The organism is Micromonospora sp. LHW51205 (assembly GCF_003315815.1).
GTDB lineage: Bacteria > Actinomycetota > Actinomycetes > Mycobacteriales > Micromonosporaceae > Micromonospora > Micromonospora chalcea.
In genome coordinates, this window is the sequence record NZ_QMEZ01000001.1 from 238,469 (window position 1) to 254,330 (window position 15,862).

General features: G+C 74.0%; 11 protein-coding genes. 4 read left to right on the forward strand and 7 right to left on the reverse strand.

From position 1 onward, the window contains the following. Nucleotides 1-82: 82 nt before the first annotated feature. The 3 genes from DQE82_RS01120 to pcaF form a co-directional block, all read right to left on the reverse strand. Nucleotides 83-2,233: a bifunctional diguanylate cyclase/phosphodiesterase gene (locus DQE82_RS01120; RefSeq protein WP_043325850.1), complete on the reverse strand. Its 2,151-nt coding sequence runs from the start codon at nt 2,231-2,233 to the stop codon at nt 83-85. Nucleotides 2,234-2,237: 4 nt separating this feature from the next. After that, on the reverse strand, nt 2,238-3,056 hold the full coding sequence (locus DQE82_RS01125; protein ID WP_113972339.1) for an SAM-dependent methyltransferase: 819 nt from the start codon (nt 3,054-3,056) through the stop codon (nt 2,238-2,240). Between the two features lie 115 nt (nt 3,057-3,171). After that, the gene (gene pcaF / locus DQE82_RS01130; protein ID WP_113971791.1) at nt 3,172-4,377 is read right to left on the reverse strand and encodes a 3-oxoadipyl-CoA thiolase; all 1,206 of its coding nucleotides are present in this window, start codon (nt 4,375-4,377) and stop codon (nt 3,172-3,174) included. A gap of 87 nt (nt 4,378-4,464) precedes the next feature. Here pcaF and DQE82_RS01135 point away from each other — a divergent pair, with 87 nt between their 5' ends. The 4 genes from DQE82_RS01135 (at nt 4,465) to DQE82_RS01150 (ending at nt 8,648) form a co-directional block, all read left to right on the forward strand. Then, complete coding sequence (locus tag DQE82_RS01135; RefSeq protein WP_043325853.1) at nt 4,465-5,430, forward strand: glutathione S-transferase family protein; 966 nt, start codon at nt 4,465-4,467, stop codon at nt 5,428-5,430. Then, nucleotides 5,423-6,091 (forward strand): DUF998 domain-containing protein, encoded by a 669-nt coding sequence (locus DQE82_RS01140; protein ID WP_043325855.1) that lies wholly within the window; start codon nt 5,423-5,425, stop codon nt 6,089-6,091. Before DQE82_RS01135 ends, DQE82_RS01140 begins: the two co-directional genes overlap by 8 nt. Before the next feature lie 136 nt (nt 6,092-6,227). Then, entirely contained in the window at nt 6,228-7,508 is a 1,281-nt protein-coding gene (locus DQE82_RS01145; RefSeq protein WP_181373726.1) for a dicarboxylate/amino acid:cation symporter, read from the forward strand. A gap of 72 nt (nt 7,509-7,580) precedes the next feature. After that, nucleotides 7,581-8,648 (forward strand): NADH:flavin oxidoreductase/NADH oxidase, encoded by a 1,068-nt coding sequence (locus DQE82_RS01150; protein WP_113971793.1) that lies wholly within the window; start codon nt 7,581-7,583, stop codon nt 8,646-8,648. Nucleotides 8,649-8,730: 82 nt separating this feature from the next. On the opposite strand, the gene DQE82_RS01155 is transcribed toward DQE82_RS01150, so the two are convergent. The 4 genes from DQE82_RS01155 to DQE82_RS01170 form a co-directional block, all read right to left on the reverse strand. Beyond that, nucleotides 8,731-12,216, reverse strand: a complete 3,486-nt coding sequence (locus tag DQE82_RS01155) for an ABC transporter ATP-binding protein (RefSeq protein ID WP_113971794.1) — start codon at nt 12,214-12,216, stop codon at nt 8,731-8,733. 90 nt (nt 12,217-12,306) lie between these two features. Further along, on the reverse strand, nt 12,307-12,900 hold the full coding sequence (locus DQE82_RS01160; protein WP_113971795.1) for a TetR/AcrR family transcriptional regulator: 594 nt from the start codon (nt 12,898-12,900) through the stop codon (nt 12,307-12,309). A gap of 10 nt (nt 12,901-12,910) precedes the next feature. Further along, the gene (locus DQE82_RS01165; protein WP_113971796.1) at nt 12,911-15,061 is read right to left on the reverse strand and encodes a YhgE/Pip domain-containing protein; all 2,151 of its coding nucleotides are present in this window, start codon (nt 15,059-15,061) and stop codon (nt 12,911-12,913) included. Beyond that, on the reverse strand, nt 15,058-15,774 hold the full coding sequence (locus DQE82_RS01170) for an ATP-binding cassette domain-containing protein (RefSeq protein WP_113971797.1): 717 nt from the start codon (nt 15,772-15,774) through the stop codon (nt 15,058-15,060). The genes DQE82_RS01165 and DQE82_RS01170 overlap by 4 nt, the downstream gene beginning before the upstream one ends. Nucleotides 15,775-15,862: the final 88 nt, after the last annotated feature.

Here is a 15,862-nt window from a genome sequence, read left to right on the forward strand (position 1 = left end):
CTTCCTCGCCTGCCGCCGCGTGAGCGGGAGGTGTTAAGCGGGGCCCCCTGCTCTACCGGAGGCGTTAACAGGGGGCCCTTCCTTACCCGCCCAGGCGGGCGCGGATGCCGTCGGCGGGCATCGGGGCGCCGAACAGGCGGCCCTGCCCGGTGTCGCACCGCAGCGCCCGCAGCCGCTCGGCCTGCACCTCGGTCTCCACCGCCTCGGCCGTCACCGACAGCTCCAGCGCGTGCGCCAGCCGGACCAGCGCGTCCACGATCCGCTCGTCCCGGTGGTCGGCGACCGCGTCCCCGCCGTCACCCTTTATCCCCTCGACGAACGGGCCCGCCAGCTTCACGCAGTGGATCGGCAGCCGCCGCAGGTACGCCAGGTTCGAGTACCCGGTGCCGAAGTCGTCGATGGCCAGCCGCAGCCCCAGGTCGGCGAGCTGGTGCAGGGTCCGCAGCGGCTCACCCGCGCTGCCCATGACCGCGCTCTCGGTCAGCTCCAGCTGCAACAGCTCGGCCGGCAGGCCGGTGTGCTGCAACGCCTCCGCGACCGTCTCCACGATGGCCGGGTCGTCCGCCTGCCGGGCGGCCAGGTTGACGCTGACCACCAGCGACGTCTCCGGGTACGCGCGCCGCCACGACTCGGCGTCGCGGCACGCCTGACGCAGCACCCACGCGCCGAGCCGGACGATCAGGCCGGTCTCCTCGGCCAGCCCGATGAACCGGTCCGGCCCGATCAGGCCCAGCTCGGGGTGCTGCCAGCGCACCAGCGCCTCGACCGCCACCATCGTGCCGTCCAGCAGCGACACGATCGGCTGGTAGTGCAGCACGAACTCGTCCCGGTCCAGCGCGGCGGGCAGGTTCGCGGCCAGCGCCGAGCGGGCGATGTCGGCGGCGCTGCGCTCCGGGTCGTACACCGCCCAGCGTCCCCGGCCCTCCGCCTTGGCCCAGTACAGCGTGGTGTCGGCGGCCTTCATCAGGTCACCGACGCTGGTTTCCGCCGCCGGGCACTCCACGATGCCGATGCTCGCCGACACGGCGAGCTGCTGGTCGGCGACGTGCACCGGCGCGGAGACGGCGGCCAGGGCCAGTTCGGCGACCTCCACCGCGTCGTCGATGCCGCCGTCGGAGTCGACCAGGATGACGAACTCGTCGCCGCCCATGCGGGCCACCAGGTGACCGCGCCCGGCCACGCAGTCGCTGAGCCGGCGGGCGATCACCTTGAGCAGCCGGTCGCCCAGGTCGTGGCCGAGGCTGTCGTTTATCGCCTTGAAGCCGTCCAGGTCGATGAAGCAGAGCCCGACGCGCTGGTCGTCGCCCGCCCCGTCGAAGACGGTGCCGAGCGTCTCGAAGAACAGCGTCCGGTTGGGCAGGCCGGTCAGCGGGTCGTGCAGCGCCTGGAAGCGCAGCCGCTGCTGCAGCTCGTACCGCTCGGTGATGTCCTCGACCATGGCGACGGTGAACCGGGGCCGGCCGTCGTCGTGCCGGATCAGCGAGACCGCGAGGTCGGTCCAGACGACGCTGCCGTCCTTGCGGTAGTAGCGCTTCTCGACCCGCGCGCTGTCCCGCTTGCCCTCGATCAGCTCCTGGTACAGCTCCCACATGCCGGCCGCGTCGTCGGCGTAGGCCAGCGCCGACACGTTCATCCGCCGCATCTCCGCGACGGTGTAGCCGAGCATGTCCGCGAAGGACTGGTTGACCTCGATGATCTGCCCGTCCACACCGGCGATGCCGATGCCGATGACGGCGCCGGTGAAGACCGCCCGGAAGCGGGCCTCGCTGTCCCGCAGCGCCTGCTCGACGGTGTCCCGCGCCTGCCAGGCGGAACGGGAGATCCGCTCCTGCTGGCTGAACACCCGGTCGCGCAACGCGCGGGCGAACCCGGCGGCGAACGCGCCCTGCAGCAGCGCGACCCGCTCGCGCAGTTCGGGTGACTCCGCCCGGCCGGGCAGCACCCACTGCAGGAACCGGTCACCGAGCGCCTGCACCGACCAGTCGAGCACGCCGGGCTCGGTGAGATGCGCCTGCACCAGGGCCCGTCCCACCTCCTCCGCCGGGCGGGCGGAGAAGGTGGGGGCGAGCAGGGCCTCGCCGAGCCGTTCGGTGAGCGGCACCAGCAGGCGCTCGGTCTCGGCCGCGGTCAGCGGCACGAATCCGATGCGGCGCACCGCACGAGCCCACTCGGCGGCGTACGCGACGGCGCCGGGCCGGCTGACGTCTCCCCCGTCGATGTCCGGGGCGCGCATGGGATCAGCCGAGGGCGCGGTCGTGCCGGGCGACGCCGCCGAAGGCGCCGAACCGCTCCGGGTGCTCGTCCACGTCCGACGGTGACTCGGGCCGCCACAGCGGCATGTGCACCACGCCCGGTTCGAGGATCGTCCAGTCGCCGAAGAAGCCGGTGATCTCGGCCCGCGAGCGCAGCGTGATCTCGGTGGCGGTACGCGCGGACAGCCGCTGCGCGTCCAGCATCTCCTGCGGCTGGTCCTCGAACGTGGAGTGGGAGATGACCAGGTAGCTGCCCGGGGCGGCGGCCGCCCGCAGGGTGGCCAGGATGTCGGCCGGGCGGTCGGCGTCCGGGACGAAGTGCACGACGCCGGCGAGCAGGATGCCCAGCGGCCGGTCGAAGTCGATCAGCCCGCTGGACCGGGCGTGGTCCAGGATCAGCTTCGGCTCACGCAGGTCGGCCAGGACCGCGGTGGCGCGCTCGTTGCCGGCGAGCAGCTCGTGGCTGTGCGCCACGGCGACCGGGTCGATGTCGACGTACACGATGTGGGCGTCCGGGTTCGCGGCCTGGGCGACCTCGTGCACGTTGCCGACGGTGGGGATGCCGGAGCCGATGTCGAGGAACTGGTCGATGCCGGCGTCGAGCAGCACCCGTACCGCCCGGCGCAGGAACTCCCGGCCCGAGCGCATGGTGGCGGCCAGGTTCGGTGTCATGGCCGCGATCTGCTCGGCCAGCTGCCGGTCGATCTCGAAGTTGTGGGCCCCACCGAGGAAGTAGTCGTAGACCCGGGCGGCGCTCGGCCGACTCAGGTCGATCTCGGTGGGCACGCCGTCCGGCGTCTGCATCGCTCGGTCCCCCAGGTCGTCGCCGCCGTCGCTGGCGGGTCGTGTGGTGCAGACCACTCTAGGCCGGTACGGCCAGGTATGGGAGATCCACAACGGGCGATGCTGCCGGCCGGCGTCAGTCGGCCGACTCCAGCAGCAGCGAGATGCCCTGGCCGACGCCGACGCACATGGTGGCGAGCGCCCGGCGGCCGCCACGGCGGCGCAGTTCCAGCGCGGCGGTCAGCGCCAGCCGGGCGCCGCTGGCGCCGAGCGGGTGGCCCAGCGCGATCGCCCCGCCGCCCGGGTTGACATGCTCGGCGTCCTCCGGCAGGCCCAGCTCGCGCAGCACCGCCACGGCCTGCGCGGCGAACGCCTCGTTCAGCTCGATCACGTCCACGTCGGCGAGCGACAGGCCCGTCCGGTCGAGCAGCTTGCGGGTGGCCGGCACCGGGCCGACGCCCATGATCCGCGGCGGTACGCCGGCCGCCGCCGCGCCGCGTACCCGGGCCAGCGGGGTGAGGCCGTAGCGTTCGACGGCGGCCGCGGAGGCGACGAGCAGCGCGACCGCGCCGTCGTTGACGCCGGAGGAGTTGCCGGCCGTCACCGTGCCGCCCTCACGGAACGGGGTGGGCAGCGAGGCGAGCTTCGCCAGCGTCGTCTCGCGCGGGTGCTCGTCGGCCTCGACCAGCTTCGTCTCGCGCTTGCCGGCGGGCACCGTCACCGGGACGATCTCCTCGGCCAGCCGGCCGTCGGCCTGCGCCTTGGCGGCCCGCTGCTGCGACCGGTACGCGAAGGCGTCCTGCGCGGCCCGGTCCACGCCGAACTCGGCTGCCACGTTCTCCGCCGTCTCCGGCATCGAGTCGACGCCCCAGCCCTTGCGCATCAGCGGGTTGACCAGCCGCCAGCCGATGGTGGTGTCGTACACCTCGGCGGTGCGGGCGAACGGCGTGGCCGCCTTCGGCATGACGAACGGCGCGCGGCTCATGCTCTCCACGCCGCCGGCCACCACCAGGTCGGCCTCACCGGCGACGATCGCGCGGGCGGCGGAGGCGAGCGCGTCCAGGCCGGATCCGCAGAGCCGGTTGACGGTGCTGCCCGGCACCTCCTCCGGCAGCTCGGCGAGCAGCGCGGCCATCCGGGCCACGTTGCGGTTGTCCTCGCCGGCCTGGTTGGCGCAGCCCAGGATCACGTCGTCGGTACGCGCCCAGTCGACCGACGGGTGGCGGGCCACCAGTTCGCGGACGACGTGCGCGGCCAGGTCGTCGGGGCGGACCCCGGCCAGGGCGCCGGCGTACCGGCCGATCGGGGTGCGGACTCCGGCAACGAGATAGGCCACTGTCATCGCGCGTACGTCCTTCGGGGGTGGGAAGGGGTCGGTGGGGGTACCCGGCGCCAGGATATCCGTGACCGGAGCGGATAGGTTTGCCGCATGTCCGGGGCCCAGTTCAGCGCAGAGACAAGCGGCGGCGGCGCGTTCGTCCGCCAGCCCAACCGGTTCACCGGCCGGGTCACCCCGCACTCCACCTCCCCGGAGGGCGGCGGGCCGGACGATCAGGGGCGCTGGCCGCTGGAGGCGGGCCGCTACCGGCTGATCTGGTGCCGGGCCTGCCCGTGGGCGCACCGGGCCCGGATCGTGCGCGGCCTGCTCGGGCTGGACGAGGTGATCTCGCTGGGCACCGTCGACCCGATCCGGGACGAGCGGGGCTGGCGGTTCGCGCTCGACCCGGACGGCTTCGACCCGGTGCTCGGCATCGGCTTCCTCTCCGAGGCGTACCTGTCCACCGACGCGGACTACACCGGCCGGGTGACCGTGCCGGCGCTCGTGGACACGCTCACCGGACGGGTGGTCACGAACGACTATCCGCAGCTCACGCTCGACTTCTCGACCGAGTGGCGGCGGTTCCACGCGCCGGACGCCCCCGATCTGTACCCGGTCGAGCTGCGCCCGGAGATGGACGCGCTGATGGCGGAGATCCACCGGGACGTCAACAACGGCGTCTACCGATGCGGGTTCGCCACCTCCCAGGAGGCGTACGACGAGGCGTTCACCGCACTGTTCGCCCGCCTCGACGCGCTGAGCGAGCGGCTGGCCGGCCGGCGCTACCTGATGGGCGACGCGATCACCGAGGCGGACGTGCGCCTGTTCACCACGCTGGTGCGCTTCGACGTGGCGTACCACGGGCACTTCAAGTGCAACCTGCGCAAGCTGACCGAGATGCCGGTGCTCTGGGCGTACGCGCGGGACCTGTTCCAGACGCCGGGCTTCGGCGAGACGGTGGACTTCGACCACATCAAGCGGCACTACTACGCCACCCACGACATGATCAACCCGACCCGGATCGTGCCGCTCGGCCCCGACCTGTCCGGCTGGACCACCCCGCACGGACGTGGCTGAGGACACCGGCCGCCGGATCTCCGCCGCGTTCGCCGCCGTCTGCCTGGCCGCCGGCGCGGCTGCGGTGACTGTTGCGGTGGTCGCCGGTCCCGGTCCCGGACCCGTCGCGTACGTGAGTGAGGCGGGCATCGCGGACAGCGGGTACGCCGGGGCGTACCGGATCGGGATCTTCTCAGTGGCCGCGTCGCTGCTGCTGCTCGCCGGGGCGCTGCCGCCGGGTTTGCGGGCGGCGGCCGGGCTGCTCGGCATCGGCGCGGTCGCGACTGTGCTGTCCGGCGCTGTCACGTGCAGCGAGGGCTGTCCGTTGCCGCCGTTCGAGGCGCCCACGGTGGCGGACCTGGTGCACGGCGGGGCCAGCATCGCGGCGACCGCCGCTGTGGTGCTCGCCATGCTCGTGGTGCTGTTCTCCCGGGCGGCGGACCAGGGGCTGCGGCGGATCGCCGCGGTCGGCGCGGCGGTGGCGCTGCCGGTGGCCGTCGTGGTCGCGCTGGCGCTGCTGCTGGTCGGCCGCAGCACGCTGCTCGGGCTGTCGGAGCGGGTGCTGCTGGTCGTGGTCGCCGCCTGGGGACTGGTCACCTCCGGATACCTGGCTGTAAGGAGCCTCACCGGCGACGGTCCTTCCGTTCCCACCCGCGACGGGAGTAACGTGTCGCGACGATGACCAATGTCTGGTGCCTCACCGAGCGCCTGTACGTCGATCTGCGACGGCAGGCCAGCGGCGTCTGTCCGGCGTAGCTCCACGCCCTGACGCCCGCCTTCCCTCTCCAGACCTTGGACCCGTCCTCATGGCTTCCGCCCTGCGCAGAATTCCCTTCTCCGTCCAGATCCTGCTGGGCCTCGTGCTCGGTGTGGCGCTCGGTTTCCTCGCCCGCGCCGCCGACCTCGCCTGGCTGACCAGCACGCTCGACACCGTCGGCGGCCTCTTCGTCCAGCTGCTCAAGCTGGCCGTGCCGCCGCTTGTCTTCACCGCCATCGTGGTCAGCGTGGTCAGCCTGCGCGGCGTCGCCAACGCCGCCCGGCTCGCCGTCAAGACGCTGCTCTGGTTCGCCGTCACCGCGCTCATCGCGGTGAGCATCGGCATCGGCCTCGGCCTGCTCACCGACCCCGGCCGCGGCGTCAACCTGGACCCGGCCGGCGCCACCGCGCCGAAGACCACCGGCTCCTGGATCGACTTCCTCACCGGCATCGTCCCGACCAACCCGGTCGGCGCGTTCGTCGAGGGCAACGTCCTGCAGATCGTCTTCCTCGCCCTGGTGGTGGGTGCCGCCGCGCTGCTCGTCGGCGACGCCGCCGAGCCGTTCGTGTCGCTCAACCGCTCGCTGCTGTCGATCGTGCAGAAGGCGCTCTGGTGGGTCATCCGGCTCGCCCCGATCGGCACGCTCGGCCTGATCGGCAACGCCGTCGCCTCGTACGGCTGGGACCTGCTGGCCCCGCTCGCGAAGTTCACCACGGCCGTCTACGTCGGCTGCGCGCTGGTGCTGTTCGTGGTCTACCCGGTGCTGCTCGCGGTGGCCGGCAAGCTCAACCCGCTGCGCTTCTTCGCCGGCGCCTGGCCCGCCATCGAGCTGGCGTTCGTGTCCCGCTCCTCGGTGGGCACCATGCCGGTGACCCAGCGCTCGGTGGAGCGCCTCGGCGTCCCCCGCGAGTACGCCTCCTTCGCCGTGCCGTTCGGCGCCACCACGAAGATGGACGGCTGCGCCGCCATCTACCCGGCGCTCGCCGCGATCTTCGTGGCGCAGGTGTTCGGCGTGAACCTGGGCGTCACCGACTACCTGCTGATCGCGTTCGTCTCGGTGGTCGGCTCGGCCGCCACCGCCGGCCTGACCGGCGCGATCGTCATGCTCACGCTGACCCTGAGCACGCTGGGCCTGCCGCTGGCCGGGGCCGGCCTGCTGCTGGCCATCGACCCGATCCTGGACATGATCCGCACCGCCACGAACGTGGCCGGTCAAGCGGTGGTGCCGACCATCGTGGCCGCCCGGGAGGGCACGCTCGACCGGGCCGCGTACGACTCGGCCGGCAAGCGCGACCTGATCGAGCCGGTCGAGACCGAGCGGCTCGACCCCGTACCCGCCTGATCCACACTTCTTCGGGTGCGTCTTCCGAAAGCGGGAGGCGCACCCGAAGCCATGACCGGAGGATCTTCGACAATGAGCGCCCTGTTCACCCCGCTCGCCCTGCGCGGCGTCACGCTGCCCAACCGGATCGCGCTGGCGCCCATGTGCCAGTACAGCGCCGGGCCCGACGGCCTGCCCACCGACTGGCACCGCGTCCACCTCGGCTCCCGCGCGGTCGGCGGGGCCGGGCTCGTGATCACCGAGGCGACAGCTGTGGTGCCCGAGGGCCGGATCAGCCCGCAGGACACCGGCCTCTGGTCCGGCGCGCACGTCGACGCCTGGCGGCCGATCACCGCGTTCGTCGCCGACCACGGCGCGGTGCCGGCCGTGCAGCTCGCGCACGCCGGGTTCAAGGCGTCCACGTACCGGCCGTGGGCGCCGGCGCGCGGCGGCGTGCCGGACGCCGAAGGCGGCTGGACCCCGGTGGGCCCGGGCGACCAGCCGTTCGTGCCGGAGTACCGCACGCCCACCGCGCTGGACGAGGCGGGCATCGCCGCAGTGGTGGACGCCTTCGCCACCGCCGCCGGGCGGGCGCTCGACGCCGGGTTCGCCGCCGTGGAGATCCACGCCGCGCACGGCTACCTGCTGCACGAGTTCCTGTCCCCGCTGACCAACCGACGCACCGACGGCTGGGGCGGCGACCGGGCCGCCCGGATGCGGCTCACGCTGGAGGTGGCCCGCGCGGTACGCGCCGCCGTCGGCGAGTCGGTGCCGGTGCTGACCCGGATCTCCGCCACCGACTGGACCGACGACGGCTGGACCGTCGAGGACAGCGTGGTGCTCGCCGGTGAGCTGGCCGCCGCCGGAGTGGACCTGGTCGACACGTCCTCCGGCGGCGCGGCGGTCCGGGCGTCCATCCCGGTCGGACCCGGCTACCAGGTGCCGCTGGCCGCCCGGATCCGCCGCGACGCCGGGGTGCCGACCGGCGCGGTGGGCCTGATCGTCGAGCCCGAGCAGGCCGAGCAGATCGTGGCCGGCGGCGAGGCGGACCTGGTGCTGCTGGGCCGGGAACTGCTGCGCGACCCGTACTGGCCGCGCCGCGCCGCCGCCAAGCTGAACGCCACCCCCGCCTGGCCCAACCAGTACGCCCGCGCCTTCTGACCGTGCGCGTCGATCATGAAGTTGGCGGCGTTCCGCGTCCGTTTTGTCGCCGCCAACTTCATGATCAACCGGGAGAACGCGGTCAGCCGGCCAGGTGGCTCCAGCGGGGTTCCAGGTCGGTCCAGGCGCCCTGGTCGGCCACCGTGCCGTCGATCAGCACCACCACGTGGTCGGCCCGGACCAGCGCGGCCCGCTTCGCGGTCGAGCCGACCACAGTCACCCCGTGCTCGCGCAGCGCCGCCCACAACGCCAGCTCCGTGCTCACGTCCAGCGCCGACGACACGTCGTCGGCCACCAGCAGCTCGGTACGCGGCGCGAGCGCCCGGGCCAGCGCCAGCCGCTGGAGCTGCCCACCGGAGAGCCGGGTGCCCTTGTGCCCGATCAGCAACCCGAGCCCGCCCCCCGCGGCGGCCAGGTCGTGTTCGAGCTGGGCGGTCGAGACCGCACCGGCGGCGTCCACCTGGTGCCCGAGCGCGATGTTGTCGGCCACCGTGCCGGAGAGCACCCGGGGCAGCTGACCCACGTACCCGACCTGGTTGGGGCGCAGGAACATCTCCGGCTCGGTCACCGGGTCGCCGTTCCAGCGCAGCTCGCCGACGTGGTGCACGATCCCGGCCAGCGCGCGCAGCAGCGACGACTTGCCGGACCCGACCGGGCCGACGACGAGCACCAGCTGCCCGCGCTCGACCACCAGGTCGACGTCGCGCACGGCCAGCGTGCCGTCGGAGTGCAGCGCGCCGAAGCCGGCCAGTTCCAGGCGGCGCAGCGGGTGCCGGGGCGGCGGCTCGGGCGCGGGCGCGGTGCCCGCGACCAGATCCAGGCCGGGCACCGGCGCCGCGTACACGGCCTCGCCGGTCATCGCCACCGTCCGCTTCGTCCACACCCGCGCCGACGGGTACTGCGAGACCAGTGACGCGGTGGTCCACGCGAACCAGCGGGCCGCGCCGAGCGTGGAGACGGCCACCAGCGTGGCGCCGGCGGACAGCCCGCCGGCCAGGTAGAGCGCCCACGCGCCGATCGGCAGCAGGCCGCTGGCCACCGACGGCGTGGACCGGGCCCACACCTGCATGGCGATCTCACGCCGCTGCCGCTCGCTGCGTACCTCGTCGAGCCGGGCGAGGTGCCGCAGCACCGGGCGGGTGGCGCCGGCCAGCTTGACCGTACGGGCGGCGGACAGCGCGGACACCAGCGCGGTGGCGAACGCGGCGCGCGCCTTCACCGTGCCGGCCGCGGTGCGTTCCAGCCTCGGCCCGAACAGCGTCGCCGCCAGCCCGGAGACCACCATCGTGCCGACGAAGAACAACGCCGGTACGAAGCTGCCGGTCACCAGCGTCATGGTGACCACGATGACCAGCGAGATGAACTGGTCCATCAGGTTGTCGGCCAGGTGCACCACCCGGTCGGTGTCACCGCCCTGGGCCACCACCTCGGCCGGGGTGTGCCCGCTGACCCGGCGCGCGCCGGTCTGCCCGTGCACCAGCCGGGCGCTGATCCGCAGCATCTGCCGGATCCACCACTGCGGGAACCACAGGTTCGTCAGGTACGGCAGCGGCAGCACCACGAGCAGCGCTGCCACGATGCCCAGCGCCGGCAGCCACGGGTCGCCGCCGCCGACCAGGTCGGCCCAGAGCCAGGGCAGCACCGCGCCGTCCATCCCGAGCACAGTCATCACGATGAACAGGCCGACCGAGATCAGGCCGTACCGCGGGTCGTTGAGGCCCAGCCGGAGGATCTCGCGCATGGTCCGCGCGGGGGGCGCGGGCGGCGCGGGTGGCGGGTCGGCGCGCGGCACGGCGGCCGGCCGCGTCGCGGGCGCGGTGGGCGTCGCGGGCGCGTCGTCCCAGGCGGGCGCGTCGAGCAGGTCGACGCCGCCGCGCCGGGCGCCCACCCCGGCGTACGCCCCGGCGTGGCTGGTGGCGAGCAGTTCGGCGAAGCGGGCCGACTCGCGCAGCGGACCGGCCTCCAGCACGGTGCCGTCGGCCATCACGACCACCTCGTCGCAGCGGCGCACCGAGGAGAGCCGGTGCGCGATGACGATGCCGATCCGGTCGGTGAGCAGCCGTTCGGTGGCCTCGCGTACCCGGTTCTCGGTGACCGGGTCGAGCCGCGCGGTGGCCTCGTCGAGGATCACCACGTGCGGGTCGCGGACCAGGATGCGGGCGAACGCGACGAGCTGCTCCTGCCCGGCGGAGAGCACGTAGCCGCCGTCGCCGAGCCGGGTGTGCACGCCGTCGGGCAACTCGGCGATCCAGCCGGACAGGCCCAGCTCGGCCAGCGCCCGCTCGGCAGCGTCCAGCAGCTCCGGGTCGAACAGCGCCACGTTCTCGGCGAGCGTGCCGGCCAGGATCTCGGTGCGCTGCGGCACCACGGCGATCCACCGGCGCAGTTCCTCGACGTCCAGGTCGACCAGGTCGGTGTCGCCGAGGAACACCGTGCCGCGGGGCACGTCCACCGCCCGGGTGAGCACCTTTGCCAGCGTCGACTTGCCCGAGCCGGTACGCCCGACGAGCGCGTACGAGCGGCCCCGGACGAAGTCGAGGCGCACGTCGCGCAGCGCCGGCCCGCGCTCGTCCCCGCCGGCCGGGTAGCGGTAGGTGAGCCCGCGCACGGTCAGGTCGCCGTCGACCGGGGTGGCCCCGCCCTCCGGCTCCTGCGGCGACCCGGCGAGCAGTTGCACCCGGCCCCACGCGCCGAACGCCTGCTGCAGGTGCGGCACCCAGCGGGCGATGTGCTCGACAGTCGCGCCGAACGCGATGGCCAGCAGCCAGATCCCGGTCAGCCGGGCGGCGTCGACGCGGCCGGTGGCGAGCGCCCACGCGCCGCCCAGCACCACACCGGCGATGCCGATCCGGACCGCGCCGGCGGCGGCCGCGGTGACCCGGGCGGAGAGCCGGAACACCCGGACGCACCGGGCGATCACCTCGGCCGCGCGGCGGGCGTAGAGGCGCAGCACGTACGGCCGGGCGAGGCTGGTGCGCACGTCGTCCTGCCCGTGCACCGCCTCCTCCATCACCGCCGCGAGGTCCGACCACGCCTCCTCCTCGGCCATCCGGGCCGGGGCGATCCGGGCGGTCGGGCGGCGCAGCGTCACCGCGAGCAGGGAGGTGAGCACGATCATGCCGACACCGGCGGGCCACCAGACGATCAGCGCGCTCACCGTCGCGAGGACGCAGACCGCGAGGCCCTGCGCCAGCCGTACGCCGGTGTTCCGCATCTCGGCGGCGACCTGGTAGACGTCGTTGTCGATCCGGTCGAGCAACTCGCCGACCGGCGTGGTCTCCAGGGTGGGCAGGTCCTGGCCGAGCGCGACCCGGCAGAGCCGCCGCCGCACGTCGGCCGACCAGTCGGCGGTGAGCCGCGCCATGATCAGGCCGATCAGCAGGTCGGTGACGACTGCGGCGACGAGCGCCACCGCGAGCGCGACGAACCAGCCGGACGAACGGTGCACCAGCACCGGCCCGGCCAGCGCGGACGCGGCCGCCTGGCCACCGGCCCCGAGCACGATCAGCAGCAGGACCGCCGCCATCCGCCGGGGCGCCGTGGCCCAGAGATCTCGGAGCAGGCGCATGGAAGGTCCTCCGGACTCGGATCGGTGGGGGCGGTGACCTCACCCTCACCCTTCCGGCGGCCCGGAATCAACCGAATTACCGACCGCTGGTCAGGTCCGCGCGACCCGCCGGACGATGCCGAGCAGCGACTCCTGCACCTCGTCGATCGAGCGGTCCGGCGAGAAGACGAGCCAGTCCACCGCCACCACCAGCCCGACGCCGAACAGCGCCGAGCTGGCGGTACGCACGTCCAGGTCGGCCGGGAGGTCGCCGCTGTCCACGCCGGCCTGCACCGTGTCGGCGATCACCGCGATGGCCTCGCCGCGCAGCAGCCGCAGCGTCTGCTGCCACTCCCGGTTGGTCCGCCACATCTCCGAGAGCAGCAGCTGGGCGAAGGCGCGGTAGCGGCGGATGTACTCCAGTTGCGCGCGGACCAGCGCGCCCAGCGCCTCCAGCGGCGGCAGCTTGTCCACGGCGGCCCGGAACTCGGCGGTGAGCAGGCCGATGCCGTGCCGCAGCAGCTCCTCGAACAGGACGGTCTTGGACTCGAAGTTGTAGTAGACGGTCCCTTTCGCCACGCCGGCCCGGGCCGCGATGTCGTCCACCGTGGTGGCCGAGAATCCCTGCTCGGCGATGAGGTCCACCGCCGCCACGAAGAGGCGCTGGCGGGTGTCCTCGCGCCGGCGTGTCCGTCCGTCCGTCACCGGCTCATCCTCACATGGTCAGTTCGGGGTGCAGCTTGGCCGGGGTCAGCCGGCGGGAGCGGCGGGCCGCGCCGACGGTGAGCGCCATGGCGCCCAGCCCGAACGCGAGCAGCACCAGCGCGCCGGTGACCACCGGGGCGGTGGTGCCGCCGTTGATGGTGTGCCGCAGGCCGTCCACCACGTACGTCATCGGCAGCCAGGGGTGGATCGCCTGGAAGAAGCCGGGCGACGTCTGCACCGGGTAGGTGCCGCCGGACGAGGTGAGCTGGAGCATCAGCAGCGCCAGCGCGGCCAGCCGCCCGGCCGGGCCGAGCGCCACGCCGAGCAGTTGCATGATCGCGGTGAACGCCAGCGAGGTGAGCGCGAGCAGCCCGAACGTGGCCGCCCCGTGCCGCGGGTCGAGCCCGAGCGCCAGCGTCACCACCGTGTAGAGCACGGTGACCTGGGCCAGGCCGATGCCCGCGGCCGGGAGCCACCCGGCGAGCACGACCCGCCAGCCGGGAGCGCCGGACATCACGTGCCGCCGGTTGACCGGCCGCAACAGCATGTACGTGATCATCGCGCCGACCCAGAGCGCCAGCGACAGGAAGTACGGGGCGAAGCCCACGCCGTACGAGCCGGCCGGGTTCTGCGAGTCGCGGATCAGGCCGACCGGGTCGCCGAGGACGCCGGCGCGGGTGGTCGCGTCGTCGTACCCGGGTAGTTTCCGCTCCCCGGCGGCGAGCCCGTCGGCGAGGTCGCCGGCGCCGCCCTCCAGCCGGGTCAGCCCGTCGACCAGCCGGTTGCTGCCGCTGCCGAGCAGGGCCAGGCCGCCGTCGAGCTGGCGGGCGCCGGTGGCGAGCCGGTAGAGGCCGCCGCGCAGCTCGGTCGCGCCGGTCGACGCGTCGCCGAGGCCGTCGCGGAGCTTGGCGCTGCCCTGGGCCAGCGTGGCGAGCCCGCCGGCCAGCTCGTTGACCTTGGCGCGGGCGGAGGCGACGTCGTCGGCCAGGTGCGGCGCGGCGGCGGCGACCTCCCGGGCGGTCTTCGCCACGTCGGTCATCTGCTTGCGCAGCGTGGCCATGTCGGTCTCGTCGAGCTCGGCCACCACGGAGCGGGCCTGCGTGACGGCCCGGTCGGCGGCCTTACGGGCGGCGGCGAAGTCGGGGTTGTCCGCCAATTCGGGGTGTTCCTTCGCGACCGCGTCGAGCCGGTCACGGATCTCCTCGGCGGTCGCCACCACCTCGGCGGCCTTGCCGGGGAGCGCGTCCAGCCCGGCGGCGAGCTGCTGCGCGCCGCCGGCGACGAGCGTGGCCGCCTTCTCGATCTTGTCGGCGTTGCGGCGCAGCACCGGCTCGTACTTGTCGGCGGCGGCGTTCACCGTCGCCGCCGCGGCCTTGGTCTCGGTGGCGGCGCGCCCGGCGCCGTCGGCGAGCTGGGCGGCGCCGGTACGCAACTGGTCGAGGCCCTTGGCGAGCTTGTCCGCGCCCTGGACGGACTGGTTCAGTCCACCGGTGAGCTGCCCGGCGCCGTCCGAGGCGTCACCGAGCCCGTCGGCGAGCTGATCGGCGCCCCGCTGGGAGCTGCCGAGCCCGTCGGCGATCTTTCCGGCGCCGTCGGCGGCGCGGCCGGTCTCGGCCTTGGCGTCGGTGAAGCCGATCAGCATCCGGTCGAAGTACGTGGCGGCGGTGCTCTGCGCGGCGGCGGCCCGGATCTCGCTGAACGCCGACCGGGCGAGCAGACCGGAGAGGTAGTTGGTGGCGTCGTCGTTGACGACCTTCAGCTCACCCTGCCGGGCCGGGCGGTCCGGTTCCGGGGCGGCGGCGAGCGAGGCGGAGAAGTCCTCCGGGATGGAGAAGACCAGGTGGTAGCGGCCGTCGCGCAGCCCGTTCGTGGCGTCGGCCTGGTCGGTGACGGTCCAGCCGAACACCTTGCGGTCGAGCAGCTTCTCGGTGAGGTCGCGCCCGGCGTGCACCTCGCTGCCGTCGCCGGCGGTGGCCGGGCGGTCGGCGTTGACCAGGGCGACCGGGATGCGGTCCATCTTCCCGTAGGGATCCCAGAACGCGTACAGGTAGAGCGCGCCGTAGAGCAGCGGGACGATGGTGAGCACGGCCAGGGCGGCGCGCGGCAGCCGGCCCCGGGTCATCCGGCGCAGCTCGAACAGGGCAAGTCGCAGGACGCTCATGCGGGCACCTCGGCGGGACGGTCGGGAGCGGGCTCGGCGGGAAGGGCGGGGGCGGGCACTGCCGGGTCGCCGATGCGGTGCACGGTGGCGGCGACGCCGGGTTCGACCGCGCGGGCGCTGGCGACCACCGCGTACCCCTGATCGGCGAGGCGTTCCAGCGCGCCCCACATCCACTCCCGCTCGGGGCGGTCGGCGCCGGCGTCCACGTCGTCGGCGACGATCAGGCTGGGGCCGCCGAGGCTGGCCAGCACCAGGCCGAGCACCTGCCGTTCGACGGGGGTGAGGTCTCTGCCGTACCGGTCGGGGTCGAGTGGCGCGTCGGTGAGGCCGGCGCCGGCGACGGCGGCGGCGTAGGCGTCGCGGCGGTAGGCCCGGCGGGCCCGCACGGCGGCCACCGGCACCAGGCGCCGACGGCGGCGCGGTACCGGGCCGAGCAGCAGCAGCCGTTCGGTGATGTGCTCGGCGACGGTGAGCGTCGGGTCGGGCTCGTGCACGCCGGCCACCTGGCCGAGCGCGGCCGGGCCCCGGCGGCGCAGCTCGCCGTGGCTGTGCGGGAAGCGCCCGGCCAGCGTGAGCAGCAGCGAGGTGCGTCCGCTGCCGGGCGGGCCGGTGACCGCGACCAGTTCACCGCTCGCGGCGGTGAGGTCGACGTCCCGGTAGACCCAGCCGCGGCGCGTCCGCAGCCCCAGGCCCCTGGTCTCGACGATGTTCATCAGACCCCGAATTCCGAACTGACTAGTCAGTATAAAAACATGCCCAGCCTAGCGCCGGGTGTCCGGTTCGGGACCTCCGGCGGGACGT

Coding starts and splice junctions, on each gene's coding strand:
- DQE82_RS01120 (WP_043325850.1), bottom strand. CDS start 2,233: ATGCGCGCCCCGGACATCGACGGGGGAGACGTCAGCCGGCCCGGCGCC.
- DQE82_RS01125 (WP_113972339.1), bottom strand. CDS start 3,056: ATGCAGACGCCGGACGGCGTGCCCACCGAGATCGACCTGAGTCGGCCG.
- pcaF (WP_113971791.1), bottom strand. CDS start 4,377: ATGACAGTGGCCTATCTCGTTGCCGGAGTCCGCACCCCGATCGGCCGG.
- DQE82_RS01135 (WP_043325853.1), top strand. CDS start 4,465: ATGTCCGGGGCCCAGTTCAGCGCAGAGACAAGCGGCGGCGGCGCGTTC.
- DQE82_RS01150 (WP_113971793.1), top strand. CDS start 7,581: ATGAGCGCCCTGTTCACCCCGCTCGCCCTGCGCGGCGTCACGCTGCCC.
- DQE82_RS01155 (WP_113971794.1), bottom strand. CDS start 12,216: ATGCGCCTGCTCCGAGATCTCTGGGCCACGGCGCCCCGGCGGATGGCG.
- DQE82_RS01165 (WP_113971796.1), bottom strand. CDS start 15,061: ATGAGCGTCCTGCGACTTGCCCTGTTCGAGCTGCGCCGGATGACCCGG.
- DQE82_RS01170 (WP_113971797.1), bottom strand. CDS start 15,774: ATGAACATCGTCGAGACCAGGGGCCTGGGGCTGCGGACGCGCCGCGGC.